The sequence below is a fragment of the Ruegeria sp. genome (assembly GCF_965199275.1).
GTDB lineage: Bacteria > Pseudomonadota > Alphaproteobacteria > Rhodobacterales > Rhodobacteraceae > Ruegeria.
Genome location: NZ_CBDAQX010000015.1, coordinates 1 through 19,132 on the forward strand (window position 1 = coordinate 1; position 19,132 = coordinate 19,132).

Here is a 19,132-nt window from a genome sequence, read left to right on the forward strand (position 1 = left end):
GGTCGGGGCCGAGCAGGCCGCAGGTGCCGAACCGGACGCAGTGCGCCGGTTGGCCGCCATTGCTACGCCCGAGGACGCGGAGACGCTGCGCCTGAGCCGCAACCAACTGCAACGTCTGACCCGGATGCGGGAGGAGGCGCAGGCCTCGACCAGCGTTGCTGAACTGGGCTACCGTTATGGCGACGAGGGCGGCTTGCACGAAACATTACTGCGATGCGCGCTTCTGGAGCGCCCCTGGTCAGAGGATCTGCGGATAGCGCTGCATTCCGGGGCCGCCGCGCAGTTCCCGATCAAGGCGACGGATCTCATCCCCAGCTTTTCTGGCCCTGCGCTGGGCAAGAAACTGGCCGATCTTGAGGCCAGCTGGATCGCATCCGGCTTTACCCTAACGCGCGAGGATTTGCTGGCCGGGTAGCGTGAAGTCTCAAAAGGGGATGACAAATCAGAACGTTTGTGCTTACGTGCGCCTGTCAAATAGATGGAGGACTGCGAATGTATTATGGGATCTGGTTCGGCTAAAGCCGGGACGCTTACCCCGTATAGGGTGGTGTTCAGGCGCCATTCTTCTTCGCATGTCTAATTTTCTGCTCAATCGGAGCACTCCTCTATGTTTCGCTATTTCGAAAACCTCGTTGACCCTTTTGGCCCCTATAAAGAAGCCGACGCGCCACCAACTAAACTGTGGCCGTTCATGCTGGACTATTCGCGGCCCTTCTATCAGGTGTTTGCCTGGGCGGCGCTGATCTCGATCATCGTTGCCGGGGTTGAGATCGGGTTGATCGCCTATATGGGCCGCGTGGTTGACCTGCTGGGCGGCACTCCGGCCGAGGTCTGGCAGAACCACGGGACAGAGCTGTTGCTGATGGCTGCGTTTGTCCTGCTGCTGCGTCCGTTGCTGCATTTGATCGACGTTCTGCTGCTCAACAATACGATCCTGCCGAATTTTGGCACGCTGATCCGCTGGCGGGCGCATAAACATGTTTTGCGCCAGTCGGTTGGCTGGTTCGAGAATGACTTTGCCGGACGGATTGCCAACCGGATCATGCAGACCCCTCCTGCTGCCGGCGAGGTGGTGTTCCAGGTCTTTGACGCGATTTCGTTCTCGCTGGCTTATCTGATCGGCGCGGCGATTTTGCTTTATGCAGCGGACCCGCGATTGTTGATCCCGCTGCTGATCTGGTTCGCGTTGTATGCACTCTTGGTTCGCTGGACGATTCAACGTGTTGGCCCGGCGTCCAAGGCGGCATCCGATGCGCGCTCGACCGTGACGGGGCGTGTGGTGGAAAGCTACACCAATATCCACTCGGTCAAGATGTTCGCCCATGGTCGGCAAGAATTGGACTATGCCCGCGAAGCCATTGAAGAAACGCGCCGCACCTTCCAGATCGAAATGCGGATTTTCACCATCATGGACGCGGTTCTCGTCACTCTGAACGGCCTGCTGATCGTGGGCGTCGTGGGATGGGCGATTTCCCTGTGGATGCAAGGCACGGCTTCGGTTGGTGTTGTTGCTGCGGCGACGGCCTTGACCCTGCGCCTGAACGCGATGACCGGGTGGATCATGTGGGCGCTGACCAGCTTCTTCCGCCAGCTTGGGATCGTAGCTGAGGGGATGGAAACAATTGCCCAGCCCATCGACTTGCTGGATGCGCCGACGGCGAAGCCATTGCAGCTGAGCAAGGGCAAGATCGAAATCAACGATCTGTCGCACCATTATGGCCGCGAGGCCGGAGGTTTGGACCATATCAATCTGACCATTCAACCGGGTGAGAAGATTGGCCTGATCGGGCGCTCCGGGGCTGGAAAATCGACCCTAGTAAAGCTTCTTTTGCGGTTTTACGACGTTGAGCGCGGCGCAATCCTGATCGACGATCAGAACATCGCGCAGGTCACGCAGGACAGTTTGCGCAGCCGTATCGGCATGGTCCAGCAAGACAGCGCCTTGCTGCATCGGTCAGTCCGCGACAATATCCTCTATGGCCGTCCGGACGCGACCGAGGATCAGATGATTGCCGCCGCCAAACAAGCCGAGGCGCATGAGTTCATCCTCGACCTGCAGGACCCTCAGGGCAGAACCGGGTATGACGCGCATGTGGGCGAGCGTGGTGTGAAGCTATCAGGGGGTCAGCGGCAGCGGGTGACGCTGGCGCGGGTCATTCTGAAAGACGCGCCGATTTTGCTGTTGGATGAGGCGACATCCGCCCTAGATTCCGAGGTTGAGGCGTCCATTCAGGAAACTCTCTACGGTATGATGCAAGGAAAAACAGTGATCGCCATTGCCCACAGGCTCAGCACAATCGCTCAGATGGACCGTATTCTGGTGATGGATGCGGGCCGGATCGTGGAAGAGGGCGCGCATGCCGATCTTTTGGCGCAGGGTGGCCTTTACGCGCAGTTCTGGGCGCGGCAATCTGGCGGCTTCATGAATCCGGAGGCCGCTGAATGAGGGTTGCCGACCTCATCAACCCGTTCAAGAACATCGAGACGCCCCCACCGCAAACGCTGGGGGCGTTCATTCGCTGGAGTCTGTCAGGCGCCTGGCCCATGCTGTTTGTCGCGGCGGCGTTCTCGGCGATCGCTGGCGCGATGGAGGCGGCCACCGCCTGGATTCTGGGCCGAGTGATCGACGTCGCCACCTCGGGCGGGTCCGAGCGTTTTCTGGCCGCTGAGAATATCTGGATGATTGTCGGCGCGGCAGCGTTCTTCATGGTGATCCGCCCAATCCTGTTCGGCCTGTCCTCGGTGTCGAACAACTACATCGTCATGCCGAACATCCCGCCCTTGGTTCTGGCCAAGCTGAACCGTTGGACACTGGGTCAGTCAGTCACCTATTTCGACGACGATTTTGCCGGTCGGATTGCCCAGAAACAGATGCAAACCTCGAATGCGATGGCCTCGGTCGTATCTGAAACGATCAGTGCGATTGTCTTTGCGTTAGCTTCCCTTGTGGGATCTTTGCTTTTGTTAGGGTCGATTCATCCATTGGTGATGCTGCCCTTTGCCGGTTGGCTGGTGGTCTACTTCATGCTAGTCCGCTGGTATCTTCCTCGCATCCGCAAACGCTCGGCCGCTCGGGCCGGTGCGCGGGCCATGGTGTCGGGGCAGGTGGTGGATACCATCACCAATATCAAGACCGTCAAACTGTTTGCACACTCCGCGTTCGAAGATCAGACAGCGCGAAACGCGATGGTCGACCTGCGCGAAAGATCTCTGGATTTCGGCAAACTCTCTGCCACGTTCCGGTTCATCCTCATGGTTCTGGCAGGATTCCTGCCCGTGATGCTACTGGGTGCAACGCTTTGGCTTTGGCAACTGGGCATGGCAACGGCCGGAGACATCGTGGCGGCGGGTGCAGTTGCGATCCGCATTTCCCAGATGACGGGCTGGGTTAGCTTCACGCTCATGGGGCTATACGCCAATGTTGGCGAGATCGAAAACGGCATGAAAACGCTGGCCAAGCGGGACCGGGTTGAGGATGCCGCAGCAGCCAGGGACCTTGCTATTTCTCAGGGCAGCATCGCCTTTCAGACGGTCAGCTTTGCCTATGGCCGGGATATAGGCGGCGTTTCTGATCTGAACCTGACGATCGCGCCGGGCGAAAAACTGGGCATCGTTGGGGCGTCAGGGGCGGGCAAATCCACCCTCGTTTCGCTGTTGTTGCGGCTCTATGACGGGGAAAAAGGCGCGATTTTGATTGATGGGCAGGATGTGTCGCAAGTGACGCAAGACAGCCTGCGCCGTCAGATCGGGATGGTCACGCAGGAAACCGCCATGTTCAACCGCTCGGCGCGTGAGAACATTCTGTATGGCCGCCCTGATGCGTCCGAGGCCGAGATGATCGAGGCCGCCGAGAAGGCCGAAGCGCATGAGTTCATCCTGAGCCTCGAAGACGCGCAAGGCCGGAAGGGCTACGACGCGCACTTGGGTGAGCGAGGCGTGAAACTCAGCGGTGGACAACGGCAGCGGATCGCCCTGGCCCGTGCCATTCTGAAGGACGCGCCTATCCTTGTGCTGGACGAGGCGACCTCGGCGCTCGATTCCGAGGTCGAGGCCTCGATCCAAACTGCGCTGCACCGGGTGATGGAGGGTAAAACCGTGCTGGCCATCGCGCATCGCCTGTCGACCCTCAGCGAGATGGACCGGATCGTGGTGCTGGATCAGGGGCGGATTGTTGAGGCCGGCACGCATGAGGCGCTTTTGGATCAGGGCGGGCTGTATGCGCGGTTCTGGCATCGCCAGTCGGGTGGTTTCATTCAGGCCGAGGCCGCAGAATAAGGGTTTTGTTGCAGGCAAAGCCCGGCTATCAGGCCCCCATGACGCAGCAATTCACCATAAGTCGCCTTGGTCATCAGGGCGACGGCATCGCAGACGGCCCCGTCTATATCCCTCGGACTTTGCCGGGCGAAGTGGTCAGCGGAACTCTGGTCGGCCAGCTACTGGAAGACATGAGGGTGGAAACCCCGTCAGATCAACGGGTTAAAGCCCCGTGCCGCCACTACAAAGCGTGCGGAGGCTGCCAGCTGCAGCACGCCTCGGACGCCTTTGTAGCGGATTGGAAAGTGGAAATCGTGCGCGCAGCGCTGTCGGCACAAGGCCTCAAGGCCCCGATGCGGCCAATCCATACCTCGCCCGAGCGGTCTCGTCGGCGGGCAACGATTGCGGTGCGGCGGACGAAGAAAGGCACGCTGGCCGGATTTCATGGCCGCGCATCCGACACGATCACCGAAATCCCGGATTGCCATCTTCTGGACCCGGCCCTGATCGCCGCGATCCCGGTTGCCGAGGCGCTGGCGCTTCTGGGTGGCAGCCGCAAAGGTGTACTGGCGGTTACGCTGACGTTGTCCGAGGGTGGTTTGGATATCGCGGTGTCAGGGGGCAAGCCTCTGGACGGCCCGCTGGAGCTGGCCTTGGCACAAGCGACCGAGAAACAGGGGCTGGCGCGCCTCAGCTGGGATGGTGAGGTGATCGCGATGCGGCAACCGCCTGTCCAGCGCTTTGGAATCGCCGGGGTCATCCCGCCACCGGGGGCCTTTCTGCAGGCCACAAAGGACGGAGAACAGGCTCTAACACGGGCTGTTTTGGAAGCAACGCAAGGTGCAAAGCGGGTTGTGGACTTGTTTGCCGGGAGTGGAACCTTCTCTCTCCCGCTCGCGCAAGAGGCTGAAGTTCACGCGGTGGAAGGCGAATCTGCGATGACGCAGGCACTTGATCAGGGATGGCGCAAAGCCTCGGGGCTGAAACGCGTCACCTGTGAGGCCCGTGATCTGTTCCGGCGCCCGCTGATGTCGGATGAGTTCAAGGGCTTTGATGCCGTGGTCCTTGACCCGCCGCGTGCGGGGGCCGAAGCGCAGGTCGCAGAACTTGCGCAGGCGCAGCCCCCAGTGATCGCCTATGTCTCGTGCAACCCCATTACCTTTGCGCGGGATGCAAAAACGCTGGTTGATGCAGGCTACGCCCTTGAATGGGTGCAGGTCGTTGACCAATTTCGGTGGTCATCCCATACGGAACTGGCCGCGCGGTTTGTGCTGAACCCCGCACGTTAAGGAGACAGCAACCCATGGCGTTCAAACAGCGCTTGCAGAGCATCATCGAAGCCCCCCTCTTCGGGCAGTTCATCACGGCTGTGATCATTTTCAACGCGATTCTGCTGGGGATGGAGACCTCACCGACGCTGATGGACGCGGCGGGGCCGCTGATCGTCATTCTCGATAAACTGTGCCTTGCGGTTTTCGTGGTTGAGATCGCGATGAAGCTGATCGTCTCAGGCCGCAACTTCTTCAAGAGCGGCTGGAACCTGTTCGATTTCACGATCGTTGGCATCGCTCTGGTCCCAAGCGCGGGCGGTCTGTCGGTGCTGCGGGCCCTGCGAATCCTGCGGGTCTTGCGCGTGATCTCGGTTGCACCGCGCCTGCGCCGGGTGGTCGAAGGCTTTATCTCGGCCCTTCCGGGCATGGCCAGCGTGTTTCTACTGATGGCGATCCTGTTCTATATCGGCGCGGTGATCTCGACCAAGCTGTTCTCTTATTCCTTCCCGGCTTGGTTCGGTGATCTGGGCTTGTCGGCCTATACTTTGTTCCAGATCATGACGCTGGAAAGCTGGTCCATGGGCATCGTGCGCCCGGTGATGGAGGTTTACCCCTACGCCTGGCTTTTCTTTGTGCCCTTCATCATGGTCACCACCTTCGCGGTTGTAAACTTGCTGGTCGGTCTGATCGTGAATTCGATGCAGGATGCGCACCACGCCGAGGACGAAGTGAAGACCGATGCCTACCGAGATGAGGTGCTAGAGCGGCTGGAAGCCATAGAACGCCGACTAATTGAGCAATCAAACATCAAAAAGTGATTTCAGTTTTTTCAGTTTTTGGCATAATACCCAAAAAAAAGCAGCAGGCAGTGAATCATGGATCGTCGAGCATTTGGATTGGGTGCAATGGCAACGCTGAGCCTTTCGGCTTGTGCCTCAGCCGGACCCAGATTTCTGACATATGATGGACCCGAGGTGACCTCGCTGGTCGTCAACAAGAGCGCGCGCAAGATGTACCTTTTGCATCATGAGCATGTCTTGCGGGAATATGATGTTGATCTGGGCTTTGCGCCCAATGGTACCAAAACCAAGCGTGGTGATGGTCGGACGCCCGAGGGGAGCTATCTGATCGATCGGCGCAACCCGAGAAGCCGCTATCATCTGTCTTTGGGCATTTCCTATCCCAACTCACAGGATGTAGCTCAGGCCAAGGCGGCGGGCGTTGATCCGGGTGGTGATATCTTTATCCACGGTCAGCCCAGTCTGCGGTCCGAGCTGAAGCGCGCCAAGAAGACCCCGGACTGGACCGCCGGTTGCATCGCCGTCAAGAATAACGAGATCGAAGAGATCTATGCGATGGTCAATAAAGGTACGCTGATCACCCTGCGCCCCTAGCGCCAGGGCCCAAATCCGAATTTCGCATAGTCGCGCTGGTAGGCTTTCGCTGCCAGCGCCTCGAGTTGTGCGTCGTATATCTCTTCCAATCTATAGGGCGTATCCGCAGCGCGGATTTCAGGCGAGGGTGGGTTTGTAGAAAAGCGTGCAATTTTGACCCCCTAAGCGGGGAAATCGGCGTCCAAATTTGACCCCTCCCTATGGTTGTAGACATCCTTTTCATTGAGCAGTCGATGGAGAGGCAAGCGGGATGATTTGCGTGGAAACTATTAGAAAAGTGCGTCGCTTACACCTGATCGAAAAAAAGAGCATCAAGGAAATTTGCCGTTCGCTCAATTTGAGCCGTGCAACGGTTCGAAAGATAATCCGATCGGGAGTGACGGAGTTCAAATATGAGCGCAAATCGCAGCCATACCCGGTGCTCGGGCCTTGGCGCGCGCGTCTGGATGAAACGCTTGAGGAGAACGAGGCGCTTCCGAAGAAACACCGCAAGCGGATGACCAAAATCTGGAAGGAACTCTCCGATGATGGTTTTGGCGGCGGGTATGACAGTGTTCGACGCTACACAAAGAATTGGCGCATTGCGCACGGCCGACAACAGGCGCAGGCGTTCATCCCGCTGATCTTTGATCCTGGGGAGGCGTACCAGTTCGACTGGAGTGTGGAGACGGTTTTGATGGACGGTGCACTCACGACCGTGAAGGTTGCCCATTTCAAACTTTGCCATAGCCGCATGCCATTCTCCATTGCCTATCCGCGCGAGACGCAGGAGATGGTCTTTGATGCCCACGACGAGGCCTTCAAATTCTTTGGTGGAGGCTGCATCAACGGGATCTACGATAACATGACGACCGCCGTCGATGCGATCCTGTCGGGCAAGGAAAGAAAGTTCAACAAGGCATTCTCCCGGATGTGTTCTCATCATCTGGTGAACCCGATCGCCTGTACGCGCGCGGCCGGTTGGGAGAAGGGTCAGGTTGAGAATCTGGTCAAGGAGAGCCGCGCCTATAGTTTTACACCGCGTCTGGAGGTGGCCGACTTCGATGAATTGAATGCCCGGCTGCAAAAAGACGCGATCAAACGCGCAAAAGAACTGCGGCATCCGGAAAACCTGGAGGTGACGGTCTGGGAGGAGTTCCAGCAGGAAAAGCCGCTGCTGACGCATCTGCAGAAGCCCTTCGTCGGGTTCCGTGAAAAGACGGTCGCCGTGAGCCGAACCTGCCTGATCAACTTCGAAAGAAACAAATACAGCGTTGAGGCAAGAGCTGTTGGACGTCAGGTCCAGTTGCAGGTCTACGCCACGCGGATTGTCCTGCGCCAAGACGGTGAGATTGTCGGAGAGCACGAACGGTGCTTCGGCCGAGGAAAAACGATCTTCAACCCTTGGCACTATGTGCCCGTCCTCAAGCGCAAGCCTGGCGCTCTGCGCAATGGAGCACCGTTCCGTGACTGGGACCTACCACCGGCAATGACGCAGATCTGGACCCATCTGCGGGGCACATCCGACGGAGACCGGCAACTTGCCGATATTCTTTTCGCTGCTTACCAGCACGACATTGATGTGGTCGAGGCTGCCTGCGAAGAAGCTCTAAAATCTGGCCTGCGCAAGGCCGATGCGATCCTGAACATTGTCTCTCGGCGCACCAATCCCCCGCCGCCAAAGGCGATTGAGCCGCCTGCCCACCTGCAGCTGAAAATGGCACCGATCGCGGATTGCGCTCGCTATGACAGGCTTGGAGGCTCCCATGCAACTGCGTAAGGAAATTCTCGAACTTGCCCGTCAACTGAAGTTGCCAGGCATCGTCAACTGCTTTGACGAAGTGATGCAGGCCGCAGCCAAAAACAACTGGCGGCCCCAACAGGTCGTGGCCGAACTCCTCACGGCCGAACTGGCCGAAAAGACTGCGCGCTCGATCCGGTATCAGATGGGTGCCGCAAAGTTCCCGGTCTGCAAGTCCTTACCTGAGTTCGACTTCACGGTCAGCCCCGTCAACGAGGAAGTCGTGCGCAATCTTCATGACGGCGATTTTATGGACCAGGCCAGGAATGGCGTGCTGGTCGGTGGAACCGGATCGGGCAAAACGCATCTCGCAACAGCGATCGGGGGCCACGCGGTCAATAACCGCCGGCGGGTCAGGTTCTTCAGCGCTGTGGATCTCGCGAACAAGCTGGAGGCTGAACATCGCGAAGGCAACGCCGGGCGGCTCAGCGAGCAGCTGATCCGCGTCGACCTCGTGATTATAGACGAACTCGGTTATCTGCCGTTCGCAGAGTCTGGTGGACGATTACTCTTCCATCTCATCAGCAAACTGTACGAGCGAACGTCTATTCTGCTAACAACCAACCTCGCATTTGCTGAATGGCCGAGTGTGTTCACAGATGCCAAAATGACCACTGCTCTCCTGGATCGACTGACACACCATTGCGATATCATCGAAACCGGGAACGAAAGCTGGCGAATTAACCACCGCGACTAACCTCGAAATCGGGGAATAAATTCCTGACTTCCGACATTTTTTCGTATAAGTCATTGATATTATTATGCCTTGGTTGCCAAAAGGCACTACACGGACTTTTTTCGCCAGCGATTGTTTCGGAGTGTTGAGGGAGCTCAGGCTTTGGTCTGGCCAGTTTTTCGGGTGCGCCCGGGGGGTATCTTGAAAGGGGCTTCGTTCCAGGTCAGGCCGACGCAGGTGAGGATGCGTCTGGCATCGACCGTGGCATGGCTTGGCATGCCGTAGCGGTCAGGGGTGCCTTTGTGGCGCAGGATCGAGAGCTGCAATGCGTTCAACTCGTTGCGGATACGAGCCGGGCTCATCGGGTGTCCGAGCAGGTCCAGATGCTTGCGCAGGTGCTGCAGGCAGCAGAAGGCCATGTAGCAGATGGCGATATGGGCCCGGACCCGACGCGGCGACCAGTGATAGATGGGCCGGATTTTCAGATCGTGCTTGTTGGTGCGGAAGCAGGCTTCGATCTCCCACAACTGGTGATAGCGGGCAATGACGTCCTGTGCCTCCAGTTCGTCCGCACCATGAACAACAATGGCATGCAGCCCGTCCCATTGTGCCGCTGCCTTGATCTTTGCATCATCCAGCGTGACGTCCCCGCTGTCGGGGAAGGCCAGGAAGCGGCCATATCCCCGGCTGCTGAAGCTGCCGGGTTTGCGAGAGCGCTTGAGCTTCTTGTGCAGCTTTTCGATTGCCTTGTCGCGCTTGTGGGCATCATTGCGTGCCCGGGTGGGTGACCAGGTCACAATGACCCGCGCTCCCTCCTGGTCGATCACCTTGTACCAGCCCTTCTCGGTTGCCTCTTCAGAACCGTGTCCAGCCCAAGGCTGGCGTCCCTCCGGGCTCAAAATGTTCGCCTTCACGGCGGCCGGGGCGGACTTCATGCGATAGCCGAGGATGTAGGGCAGACCCTTGTTCTGCAACATCTGCTGGTTGTCCTTGCTGAGCATGGCGGCATCGGCCACGAACGTGACCCTGGCCACGTCGAAGCGTCCCTCCAACGCCTTCAGCGCAGCTTCCAGCGTATGACCTTCCCAGGTGTTTCCCGGGAAGAGTTCATAGCCCACAGGCAGCCCATCGGAGGTGACGATCAGCGCCAGCATGACCTGAGCGCGGTGATGCTTGCCATCCTTGCTGAAGCCCTTGGCCAGAAGATGATCCTGCTCGACCCCGTCCGCATCCTCGGCCGGGTCCTCGCGCTCGGTGTCAAAGGCCAGGGTCGTGCAATCGTAGAACAGCACGGTCACTGGCCCGCCCAGCAACTTCTCTGCCGCCGCGTGAGAGGTTTTGCAAATCCCGTCTATCACCGGCGTATTGATGTAATCCATGCTCCGATAGACCACGTCCAGATTGAGCGTGATGCCTGCCTGGTTCTCCAACGCCTCCACGGTCGCGCGCTTGCTCTCGGGCTGTGCGATCCGCGCCATAACCAGCTCTTTCACAATGCGATTGGCACTTTTACGCGCCGCCCCCAGAAGGGCCCCCCAACCCAGTTGGTCATACATCGTCCCCATGACATCCCGCAGACCCAGAGAGACCCGCGCCTCCTCACGGCACTCGGCAAGATCAACGCCAAGCTTGTCCGGCCGCGGAGCGCGGCGCACCAGCGCCTGCAGATCGGCATATTCCGTGGGCGTGAACAGTTCCATTTGCGGCGAGCGATCAATGCGTAATTGCTCCATCAAGCGGCCCGCCAGACGCTTGATATCCTCAATCTCGCTGTCGTTATGGGCCACACCCACATGGCGCAGGATCTTCTGGCGTACCTTGGAGCCGGTGCGGACGGATTCAACGATCTGGATCCGTGTGCGGTTGAGCTTTGCGTCATGTTTGGTGCGGATGAACATGGGCGAAGAGGTTAGCCATCTGAAGGCCCATGTCAATACTTTTTATAATAATGGGGCACTACAACGCGCCTCTGAGCAACCACACCTGAAAACAAACCAAAAACCCAGTCAGATCAACAAAAAGGTCGGAAGTCAGGAGGCCGCAGCCAAAAACAACTGGCGGCCCCAACAGGTCGTGGCCGAACTCCTCACGGCCGAACTGGCCGAAAAGACTGCGCGCTCGATCCGGTATCAGATGGGTGCCGCAAAGTTCCCGGTCTGCAAGTCCTTACCTGAGTTCGACTTCACGGTCAGCCCCGTCAACGAGGAAGTCGTGCGCAATCTTCATGACGGCGATTTTATGGACCAGGCCAGGAATGGCGTGCTGGTCGGTGGAACCGGATCGGGCAAAACGCATCTCGCAACAGCGATCGGGGGCCACGCGGTCAATAACCGCCGGCGGGTCAGGTTCTTCAGCGCTGTGGATCTCGCGAACAAGCTGGAGGCTGAACATCGCGAAGGCAACGCCGGGCGGCTCAGCGAGCAGCTGATCCGCGTCGACCTCGTGATTATAGACGAACTCGGTTATCTGCCGTTCGCAGAGTCTGGTGGACGATTACTCTTCCATCTCATCAGCAAACTGTACGAGCGAACGTCTATTCTGCTAACAACCAACCTCGCATTTGCTGAATGGCCGAGTGTGTTCACAGATGCCAAAATGACCACTGCTCTCCTGGATCGACTGACACACCATTGCGATATCATCGAAACCGGGAACGAAAGCTGGCGAATTAACCACCGCGACTAACCTCGAAATCGGGGAATAAATTCAAAACAGACAGCAGGTCAAACCTTCAGTCGAGCTACGCTCTCTTTTCGGTTTGACCTGCTGTCCACCCCCTCCTGAATCAACCTAAACACGACCCCCTCAACGCCCCTCTTAGCTCCAAGGGGGGTCAAATTTGGACGCCGATGGGGGGTCATTATTCAATGCCGATTGACAAGCATGCCGTTCTCATGGCTGGCACCTGTCACGCGGACATGGTCGGCCAGGGCAAAGCGGCGCTCAAACGCACGGGTGGCGATCCCGCGGTGCAGATAGCTGCGGTCCTTGTCCTCGGCGGCTTTCTTGCCTGCCACGATAAGTGCGTTTTCCTTCACTTCGACGGACAGGTCTTCTTCGGAAAAACCAGCGACAGCGACGGAAATCCGATAAGTGTCGGCGTCGGTTTTTTCGATGTTGTATGGGGGATAGCTGGGCTGTGCCACGTCGTTGGTCAGAACGCGGTCCATCATGTCGGCGATCTGGTCGAAACCAATGGTGGCGCGGTGCAGCGGTGCAAAATCAAAACTACGCATGTGTCGTTATCCTCATCCTAGAGCGATTTACGATGTTCAGCCCTCCGATCTGGACGGGCGTTGGGTTATACCGGACCCCGTTGTGGCGATCCGATACAAATCACATGGGTAACGATTTGCGTAAGTTCAACCCCCGCCCGAGCTGATGAATTTCGCGCCTGACTCGGACTTGCCCGAACCCACCTGCAATCTGCGGATCTTAGCTTCGGGCCGGGGTGCATCGCGCCGCATGATCGCCTTGAGTTCGGAGACGACCGGAGATAGCTCCATCCCAAAGCCGATCTTGCGCCCCCCACTCTCGCCAATGGCAGAGACAACCGACAAAATCTGCCAGCGCGACCCGTTTTTGGTGAGAACAGCCGACCCTGATGAGCCAAAGGTGACATCGCAATCAAAGGTGATCAGCCCGTCTCGCCTATCCAGGATTCGACAGGATTTTTCGCGTGTTATGGCCTCGGACCGGCCTCGACCGTAAGAGGCGATACTGAGTTCGGAGCCGATGACGGGCCCCTGATACAGGACAAAAGGGTCGGCAATCGAATAGGGGATCGGTTCATCCAGCCGCATCAGCGCCACGTCTTCGCGTACACCCTGAGACGACAGAGGATCGTTGGCCCCATAGCTTGGAAGCGTGGCAATCTGAACCACCTTGCGCTCGGCCAGAGCAACGCCATTGCTCAGCCCGGCACGGAATGTCACCTCGCCCGGCTCATAGGCCTGTCCGGTGCGTTTATCCAAGGCACAATGGGCGGCTGTCAGGACCATATCCTGCGCAATCAGCGTCCCCGTACAGAAAGACCGTTTGCCCACATCCAGACGGCCGATCGCCTCCCACCCGTAGAGGTCATCGCGATCCGTCAGCGTGCGTTTGTTGCTTTGGGCCTGCGCTGCCGTGGCCACAATAGAGGCGCACAAGATGAAAAGGCTAAAGACGCGCATCATGGCCGGATAAACCTTGCCCCGACATTCTTGCCAGACCCGGTGTTGCCAGAAGACAGGCCAAACCCATTTCCATTGGACAGTTCCGCCTGCAGCAGCTGTAGCGATCCATCCAGCGCGGTGCCCAGCGACACGTTTTCCCCGTTAAGCTCGGCTTTGGCCGACACCACAGATACGATACGCGGACGCTCACCGCTCAGCGAGAAAATCGGCGCGCCCGAGGCCCCGAAATCGACGTCGCAGGACATTACCAAAACGCCCCGATGCCCGGCCATAACCGAGCAAACCTGCTGCAGCGACGGGGCCTCGGCCCGGTCATGCGCGTAAGACACCACACCCACCTGCTCGCCTTGATCAGGGCGTGCGCCGGTCTCAAAAGGAATAACGGTGGTGTTTCGAACCGGCTGCCAGAGTTCGATCAACGCCAGATCATAGCGGACACGGTCGCTGGTCGCCCTGCCATTATAGACATATTTCGGATGAATCACCGCCTGCCGTGCCGGACGATAGGCCGAGGCGCTCCCGCGTCGCCATCCCGCGAGAAACTCGATCCGCGACGGGTCGATTCGCTTCTTGGTGTGTTTTTCCTGACTTCCGACATTTTTTCGTATAAGTCATGATATTATTATGCCTTGGTTGCCAAAAGGCACTACACGGACTTTTTTCGCCAGCGATTGTTTCGGAGTGTTGAGGGAGCTCAGGCTTTGGTCTGGCCAGTTTTTCGGGTGCGCCCGGGGGGTATCTTGAAAGGGGCTTCGTTCCAGGTCAGGCCGACGCAGGTGAGGATGCGTCTGGCATCGACCGTGGCATGGCTTGGCATGCCGTAGCGGTCAGGGGTGCCTTTGTGGCGCAGGATCGAGAGCTGCAATGCGTTCAACTCGTTGCGGATACGAGCCGGGCTCATCGGGTGTCCGAGCAGGTCCAGATGCTTGCGCAGGTGCTGCAGGCAGCAGAAGGCCATGTAGCAGATGGCGATATGGGCCCGGACCCGACGCGGCGACCAGTGATAGATGGGCCGGATTTTCAGATCGTGCTTGTTGGTGCGGAAGCAGGCTTCGATCTCCCACAACTGGTGATAGCGGGCAATGACGTCCTGTGCCTCCAGTTCGTCCGCACCATGAACAACAATGGCATGCAGCCCGTCCCATTGTGCCGCTGCCTTGATCTTTGCATCATCCAGCGTGACGTCCCCGCTGTCGGGGAAGGCCAGGAAGCGGCCATATCCCCGGCTGCTGAAGCTGCCGGGTTTGCGAGAGCGCTTGAGCTTCTTGTGCAGCTTTTCGATTGCCTTGTCGCGCTTGTGGGCATCATTGCGTGCCCGGGTGGGTGACCAGGTCACAATGACCCGCGCTCCCTCCTGGTCGATCACCTTGTACCAGCCCTTCTCGGTTGCCTCTTCAGAACCGTGTCCAGCCCAAGGCTGGCGTCCCTCCGGGCTCAAAATGTTCGCCTTCACGGCGGCCGGGGCGGACTTCATGCGATAGCCGAGGATGTAGGGCAGACCCTTGTTCTGCAACATCTGCTGGTTGTCCTTGCTGAGCATGGCGGCATCGGCCACGAACGTGACCCTGGCCACGTCGAAGCGTCCCTCCAACGCCTTCAGCGCAGCTTCCAGCGTATGACCTTCCCAGGTGTTTCCCGGGAAGAGTTCATAGCCCACAGGCAGCCCATCGGAGGTGACGATCAGCGCCAGCATGACCTGAGCGCGGTGATGCTTGCCATCCTTGCTGAAGCCCTTGGCCAGAAGATGATCCTGCTCGACCCCGTCCGCATCCTCGGCCGGGTCCTCGCGCTCGGTGTCAAAGGCCAGGGTCGTGCAATCGTAGAACAGCACGGTCACTGGCCCGCCCAGCAACTTCTCTGCCGCCGCGTGAGAGGTTTTGCAAATCCCGTCTATCACCGGCGTATTGATGTAATCCATGCTCCGATAGACCACGTCCAGATTGAGCGTGATGCCTGCCTGGTTCTCCAACGCCTCCACGGTCGCGCGCTTGCTCTCGGGCTGTGCGATCCGCGCCATAACCAGCTCTTTCACAATGCGATTGGCACTTTTACGCGCCGCCCCCAGAAGGGCCCCCCAACCCAGTTGGTCATACATCGTCCCCATGACATCCCGCAGACCCAGAGAGACCCGCGCCTCCTCACGGCACTCGGCAAGATCAACGCCAAGCTTGTCCGGCCGCGGAGCGCGGCGCACCAGCGCCTGCAGATCGGCATATTCCGTGGGCGTGAACAGTTCCATTTGCGGCGAGCGATCAATGCGTAATTGCTCCATCAAGCGGCCCGCCAGACGCTTGATATCCTCAATCTCGCTGTCGTTATGGGCCACACCCACATGGCGCAGGATCTTCTGGCGTACCTTGGAGCCGGTGCGGACGGATTCAACGATCTGGATCCGTGTGCGGTTGAGCTTTGCGTCATGTTTGGTGCGGATGAACATGGGCGAAGAGGTTAGCCATCTGAAGGCCCATGTCAATACTTTTTATAATAATGGGGCACTACAACGCGCCTCTGAGCAACCACACCTGAAAACAAACCAAAAACCCAGTCAGATCAACAAAAAGGTCGGAAGTCAGGAGGAATAACGGTGGTGTTTCGAACCGGCTGCCAGAGTTCGATCAACGCCAGATCATAGCGGACACGGTCGCTGGTCGCCCTGCCATTATAGACATATTTCGGATGAATCACCGCCTGCCGTGCCGGACGATAGGCCGAGGCGCTCCCGCGTCGCCATCCCGCGAGAAACTCGATCCGCGACGGGTCGATTCGCTTCTTGGTGTGTTTTTCGAACAGGCAATGCGCGGCGGTCAGCACCAGCGTGGGCGAGATCAGCGCACCGGTGCAAAACCCGGTGCCATCAATATCCAGCCGCCCCACGGCCATCCATTGCCGCCCGGAATCCGACGTCTCGAGGCTTTTCAGCCCGGTATCCTGCGCCGAGGCGGCCATTGGCAGCACACTCAGCACGATGGCCTTGATCCAGTTGCGCACGCGGTTCTCCGGCTATCCGTTCCGATCAACTGTTCTACGGGCCGCGTTAGGCGAAAATAGGGCAGGTCGGGTTGGCGGAAATTTCCTGTTCAACTGATGCCAAGGCGCATCATCGCTGCCTAGCGCAAAATAGGCACCTCGGAAGTCGCCCTGCCCGTCTGCAAACCACGAGGTTTCGGACCTCCGGTGGCCCAATCCAGCAACTCGACCGTATGGACGATCGGCAGCTCGGTCCCCGATCCGATCTGCATCATGCAGCCGATATTCCCCGCAGCGATCAGGTCGGGCTTTTTAGCCTCAAGCGTGCGCACCTTGCGCTGTTTCAGCTGGCCCGAGATCTCGGGCTGCATCAAGTTATACGTGCCCGCACTGCCGCAACACAGATGGCTGTCAGCGGGTTCAACAACCTTGAAGCCAGCGCTTTTCAGCAGCTCCTTCGGGTAGGTCTTGATCTGCTGCCCGTGTTGCAGCGAACACGCCGCGTGATAGGCCACGGTCAGCCCTTGATCCGACTGCTCGGGCAGATCCAATTGCATCAGGACCTCACTGACATCCATCGCAAGGGCCGACACCCGTGCCGCGTCCTGTGCCAGAGGGTCATTTCGGAACATGTGCCCATAGTCCTTGACCGTCGTCCCACAGCCCGAGGTGTTAATGACGATGGCGTCCAGCCCCTCCCCATCCATTTCACGCACCCAAGCGCGAATATTGGCCGCCGCTGCCGCGTGGCTCTGCTTGCTTTTGCCCATGTGGTGGGTCAGCGCACCGCAGCATCCGGTCCCTTCGGCCACCACCACCTCGCACCCCAACCGGGTCAGCAGACGGATCGTGGCGTCGTTGATATCGGTGTTCAGAGCCTTTTGCGCACAGCCGGTCATCAAGGCCACACGCTTTTTGCGCGGTATTTTGGGCGCAAAGCTCTGCGGGTCGTCATTGCGACTGACCGGAGGGATATGTTTCGGCGCCATATCCAGCATCGCCCGCAAGCGCGCATCCGGCATCAGAAACCGGAACGGACGGCCCAGCTTGGCCCCGATCAAGGCCCAGCGAAATCGCATCGGATAGGGCAAGATCTGCGCAAGAACCCAGCGCAGCACGCGATCGGTCAATGGGCGCTTGTAATTGTTCTCAATATACTCGCGGGCGTGATCGACCAGATGCATGTAGTGCACGCCCGATGGGCAGGTCGTCATGCAGGCCAGACAAGACAGGCACCGGTCGATGTGTTTGACCGTCTTCTCGTCCGGTACACGCTCATTCTCAAGCATATCCTTGATCAGGTAGATACGGCCGCGCGGGCTGTCCAACTCATCGCCCAGCACCTGATAGGTGGGGCATGTGGCGGTGCAAAACCCGCAATGGACGCAACTGCGCAGGATCTCGTTCGCGCGTTGAATGCCTGGGTCCTGCAGCTGTTCTTCGGTGAAAGTCGTCTGCATCGGCCTACCCCATCAATCCCGGATTAAACAGGGCCTTTGGATCGAACCGCTGCCGCAAACCTTGGCTCAAGGCTGCAACCGGTGCGGGTTCCGGTTGGAACCGGCCCAGCGCCTGAACGGTCTCGGCCTTCGCCCGCACAATAGAGGCGTGGCCCTGAAAACCGCCAAGACGCGCGCGAACATCGGTGCCCTCATCCACCAAAGCCCAGATCAAACCGCCACCCCAATCGAGCAGGAGTTTATTCGCCTCAAGCCGCGCAGTGATTTCCGGCGCATCGCTGGGCTTGACCGAGATACGCCAGACATCGCCCTCTTTCCCCGCGAACGGGATCACGTCCCGGATCGCGCGCCAGGTGGCATCTGAATCCTCAACAACGGCGACCTCGCCGAACCCGGACAGCACATCCTGCAATCGCCCAACACGATACGCAACCGAGTCCGCAAACCCCTCAACCCGCAACAAGGCCTGACCTGTTTCGGGGGCAAAGGCAGCCCCGCTCACCTCATAAGGTGACCTCAAAGCGGCAGACAGAACCTCAACCGCGCCCGAGGCATGGGCAACCGGCACGCCCAGGGTCACGACCGCTTCGGGTTTCGGCAACACTTTCAAAGACACTTCGGTCAGCACCCCCAGCGTCCCCCAGGAGCCCGCCATCAGCTTGACCAGATCATAGCCGGTGACATTCTTCATCACCCGCCCGCCATTCTTCACGACCTGCGCTTGCCCATCGACATAGCGCACGCCCAGCAGAAAATCCCGACACGCCCCGGCCTGAACCCGCCGTGGCCCCGAGATGTTGGCGGCAACAACCCCGCCAATCGTCGGCTCACCCGAGGCGCCGAGCAGCGCGCGATAGTCCGCAGGTTCGAACGCCAGTTGCTGACCTTCGGCCTCCAGCGCGGCGTCAATCTCAGCCACCGGGGTTCCCGCTTGCGCAACCAAAGTTAGCGCGCCGGGTTCATAGAGGGATATCCCACGCAACCCATCCACATTCAAAACCGACCCCGGACCATCCACCCCGCGCGTCCCGCCACCTGCAATTCGCACCGGCCCCTGCAACCCGGCCACGATCTCGGCCAGCTCCGTTTCTGTCTCAGGTCTCATGACACTTCTTCTGTTCCAAAATACCTCGGGGGGACGGGGGCAGCGCC

At 59.0% G+C, this 19,132-nt stretch carries 16 protein-coding genes and 2 pseudogenes; 10 read left to right on the forward strand and 8 right to left on the reverse strand.

Going from position 1 to position 19,132, the window contains the following annotated elements:
- The 8 genes and pseudogenes from ACOERD_RS11190 to istB (ACOERD_RS11225) all read left to right on the forward strand — a co-directional run.
- Positions 1-415, forward strand: a pseudogene (locus ACOERD_RS11190) (CCA tRNA nucleotidyltransferase); the annotation flags it as partial.
- A gap of 192 nt (positions 416-607) precedes the next feature.
- Positions 608-2,446 (forward strand): ABC transporter ATP-binding protein, encoded by a 1,839-nt coding sequence (locus ACOERD_RS11195; RefSeq protein WP_419739077.1) that lies wholly within the window; start codon positions 608-610, stop codon positions 2,444-2,446.
- Complete coding sequence (locus tag ACOERD_RS11200) at positions 2,443-4,275, forward strand: ABC transporter ATP-binding protein (RefSeq protein ID WP_419739078.1); 1,833 nt, start codon at positions 2,443-2,445, stop codon at positions 4,273-4,275. The genes ACOERD_RS11195 and ACOERD_RS11200 overlap by 4 nt, the downstream gene beginning before the upstream one ends.
- Before the next feature lie 38 nt (positions 4,276-4,313).
- Positions 4,314-5,543 (forward strand): class I SAM-dependent RNA methyltransferase, encoded by a 1,230-nt coding sequence (locus ACOERD_RS11205; RefSeq protein ID WP_419739079.1) that lies wholly within the window; start codon positions 4,314-4,316, stop codon positions 5,541-5,543.
- 14 nt (positions 5,544-5,557) lie between these two features.
- Positions 5,558-6,343 (forward strand): ion transporter, encoded by a 786-nt coding sequence (locus tag ACOERD_RS11210; RefSeq protein ID WP_170550765.1) that lies wholly within the window; start codon positions 5,558-5,560, stop codon positions 6,341-6,343.
- A gap of 57 nt (positions 6,344-6,400) precedes the next feature.
- On the forward strand, positions 6,401-6,919 hold the full coding sequence (locus ACOERD_RS11215; protein WP_170380233.1) for a L,D-transpeptidase family protein: 519 nt from the start codon (positions 6,401-6,403) through the stop codon (positions 6,917-6,919).
- Between the two features lie 250 nt (positions 6,920-7,169).
- Positions 7,170-8,678 carry an IS21 family transposase gene (gene istA / locus ACOERD_RS11220; protein ID WP_419737605.1) on the forward strand — a complete coding sequence of 503 codons (1,509 nt, stop codon included), beginning with the start codon at positions 7,170-7,172 and terminating at the stop codon, positions 8,676-8,678.
- A complete protein-coding gene (gene istB / locus ACOERD_RS11225; RefSeq protein WP_419737606.1) occupies positions 8,665-9,396 on the forward strand; it encodes an IS21-like element helper ATPase IstB in 732 nt (243 codons plus the stop codon). Before istA ends, istB (ACOERD_RS11225) begins: the two co-directional genes overlap by 14 nt.
- Positions 9,397-9,530: 134 nt before the next feature.
- Here the strand turns inward: istB (ACOERD_RS11225) and ACOERD_RS11230 are convergent, their stop codons facing one another.
- Entirely contained in the window at positions 9,531-11,273 is a 1,743-nt protein-coding gene (locus ACOERD_RS11230; protein ID WP_419737624.1) for an IS1634 family transposase, read from the reverse strand.
- On the opposite strand from ACOERD_RS11230, the gene istB (ACOERD_RS11235) reads away from it, so the two are divergent.
- Positions 11,266-12,060, forward strand: coding sequence for an IS21-like element helper ATPase IstB (gene istB, locus ACOERD_RS11235; protein ID WP_419739080.1), 795 nt, complete (start codon positions 11,266-11,268; stop codon positions 12,058-12,060). The genes ACOERD_RS11230 and istB (ACOERD_RS11235) overlap by 8 nt on opposite strands.
- 194 nt (positions 12,061-12,254) lie before the next feature.
- On the opposite strand, the pseudogene ACOERD_RS11240 reads toward istB (ACOERD_RS11235), so the two are convergent.
- The 4 genes and pseudogenes from ACOERD_RS11240 to ACOERD_RS11255 form a co-directional block, all read right to left on the reverse strand.
- Positions 12,255-12,611, reverse strand: a pseudogene (locus tag ACOERD_RS11240) (Hsp20 family protein); the annotation flags it as partial.
- Between the two features lie 126 nt (positions 12,612-12,737).
- A complete protein-coding gene (locus tag ACOERD_RS11245) occupies positions 12,738-13,553 on the reverse strand; it encodes a trypsin-like serine peptidase (protein ID WP_419739081.1) in 816 nt (271 codons plus the stop codon).
- Positions 13,550-14,038 (reverse strand): trypsin-like serine peptidase, encoded by a 489-nt coding sequence (locus ACOERD_RS11250; RefSeq protein ID WP_419739082.1) that lies wholly within the window; start codon positions 14,036-14,038, stop codon positions 13,550-13,552. The genes ACOERD_RS11245 and ACOERD_RS11250 overlap by 4 nt, the downstream gene beginning before the upstream one ends.
- A gap of 209 nt (positions 14,039-14,247) precedes the next feature.
- Positions 14,248-15,990 carry an IS1634 family transposase gene (locus ACOERD_RS11255; RefSeq protein WP_419737624.1) on the reverse strand — a complete coding sequence of 581 codons (1,743 nt, stop codon included), beginning with the start codon at positions 15,988-15,990 and terminating at the stop codon, positions 14,248-14,250.
- Between ACOERD_RS11255 and ACOERD_RS11260 the strand changes: the two genes are divergently transcribed.
- Positions 15,983-16,135: a hypothetical protein gene (locus ACOERD_RS11260; RefSeq protein ID WP_419739083.1), complete on the forward strand. Its 153-nt coding sequence runs from the start codon at positions 15,983-15,985 to the stop codon at positions 16,133-16,135. The two genes, ACOERD_RS11255 and ACOERD_RS11260, sit on opposite strands and share 8 nt — an antisense overlap.
- On the opposite strand, the gene ACOERD_RS11265 is transcribed toward ACOERD_RS11260, so the two are convergent.
- The 3 genes from ACOERD_RS11265 to ACOERD_RS11275 all read right to left on the reverse strand — a co-directional run bounded on the left by ACOERD_RS11265 (position 16,104) and on the right by ACOERD_RS11275 (position 19,085).
- The gene (locus tag ACOERD_RS11265; protein WP_419739084.1) at positions 16,104-16,541 is read right to left on the reverse strand and encodes a trypsin-like serine peptidase; all 438 of its coding nucleotides are present in this window, start codon (positions 16,539-16,541) and stop codon (positions 16,104-16,106) included. The genes ACOERD_RS11260 and ACOERD_RS11265 overlap by 32 nt on opposite strands.
- A 119-nt stretch (positions 16,542-16,660) precedes the next feature.
- On the reverse strand, positions 16,661-17,980 hold the full coding sequence (glcF, locus tag ACOERD_RS11270; protein ID WP_419739085.1) for a glycolate oxidase subunit GlcF: 1,320 nt from the start codon (positions 17,978-17,980) through the stop codon (positions 16,661-16,663).
- A gap of 4 nt (positions 17,981-17,984) precedes the next feature.
- Complete coding sequence (locus ACOERD_RS11275; RefSeq protein ID WP_419739086.1) at positions 17,985-19,085, reverse strand: FAD-binding protein; 1,101 nt, start codon at positions 19,083-19,085, stop codon at positions 17,985-17,987.
- Positions 19,086-19,132 lie beyond the last annotated feature (47 nt).

Excerpts from the sequence above, each read along its gene's own strand:
- ACOERD_RS11195 (WP_419739077.1), top strand. The coding sequence starts at position 608 with ATGTTTCGCTATTTCGAAAACCTCGTTGACCCTTTTGGCCCCTATAAA.
- ACOERD_RS11200 (WP_419739078.1), top strand. The coding sequence starts at position 2,443 with ATGAGGGTTGCCGACCTCATCAACCCGTTCAAGAACATCGAGACGCCC.
- ACOERD_RS11205 (WP_419739079.1), top strand. The coding sequence starts at position 4,314 with ATGACGCAGCAATTCACCATAAGTCGCCTTGGTCATCAGGGCGACGGC.
- ACOERD_RS11210 (WP_170550765.1), top strand. The coding sequence starts at position 5,558 with ATGGCGTTCAAACAGCGCTTGCAGAGCATCATCGAAGCCCCCCTCTTC.
- ACOERD_RS11215 (WP_170380233.1), top strand. The coding sequence starts at position 6,401 with ATGGATCGTCGAGCATTTGGATTGGGTGCAATGGCAACGCTGAGCCTT.
- istA (WP_419737605.1), top strand. The coding sequence starts at position 7,170 with ATGATTTGCGTGGAAACTATTAGAAAAGTGCGTCGCTTACACCTGATC.
- istB (WP_419737606.1), top strand. The coding sequence starts at position 8,665 with ATGCAACTGCGTAAGGAAATTCTCGAACTTGCCCGTCAACTGAAGTTG.
- istB (WP_419739080.1), top strand. The coding sequence starts at position 11,266 with ATGAACATGGGCGAAGAGGTTAGCCATCTGAAGGCCCATGTCAATACT.
- ACOERD_RS11230 (WP_419737624.1), bottom strand. The coding sequence starts at position 11,273 with ATGTTCATCCGCACCAAACATGACGCAAAGCTCAACCGCACACGGATC.
- ACOERD_RS11245 (WP_419739081.1), bottom strand. The coding sequence starts at position 13,553 with ATGATGCGCGTCTTTAGCCTTTTCATCTTGTGCGCCTCTATTGTGGCC.
- ACOERD_RS11260 (WP_419739083.1), top strand. The coding sequence starts at position 15,983 with ATGAACATGGGCGAAGAGGTTAGCCATCTGAAGGCCCATGTCAATACT.
- ACOERD_RS11255 (WP_419737624.1), bottom strand. The coding sequence starts at position 15,990 with ATGTTCATCCGCACCAAACATGACGCAAAGCTCAACCGCACACGGATC.
- glcF (WP_419739085.1), bottom strand. The coding sequence starts at position 17,980 with ATGCAGACGACTTTCACCGAAGAACAGCTGCAGGACCCAGGCATTCAA.
- ACOERD_RS11275 (WP_419739086.1), bottom strand. The coding sequence starts at position 19,085 with ATGAGACCTGAGACAGAAACGGAGCTGGCCGAGATCGTGGCCGGGTTG.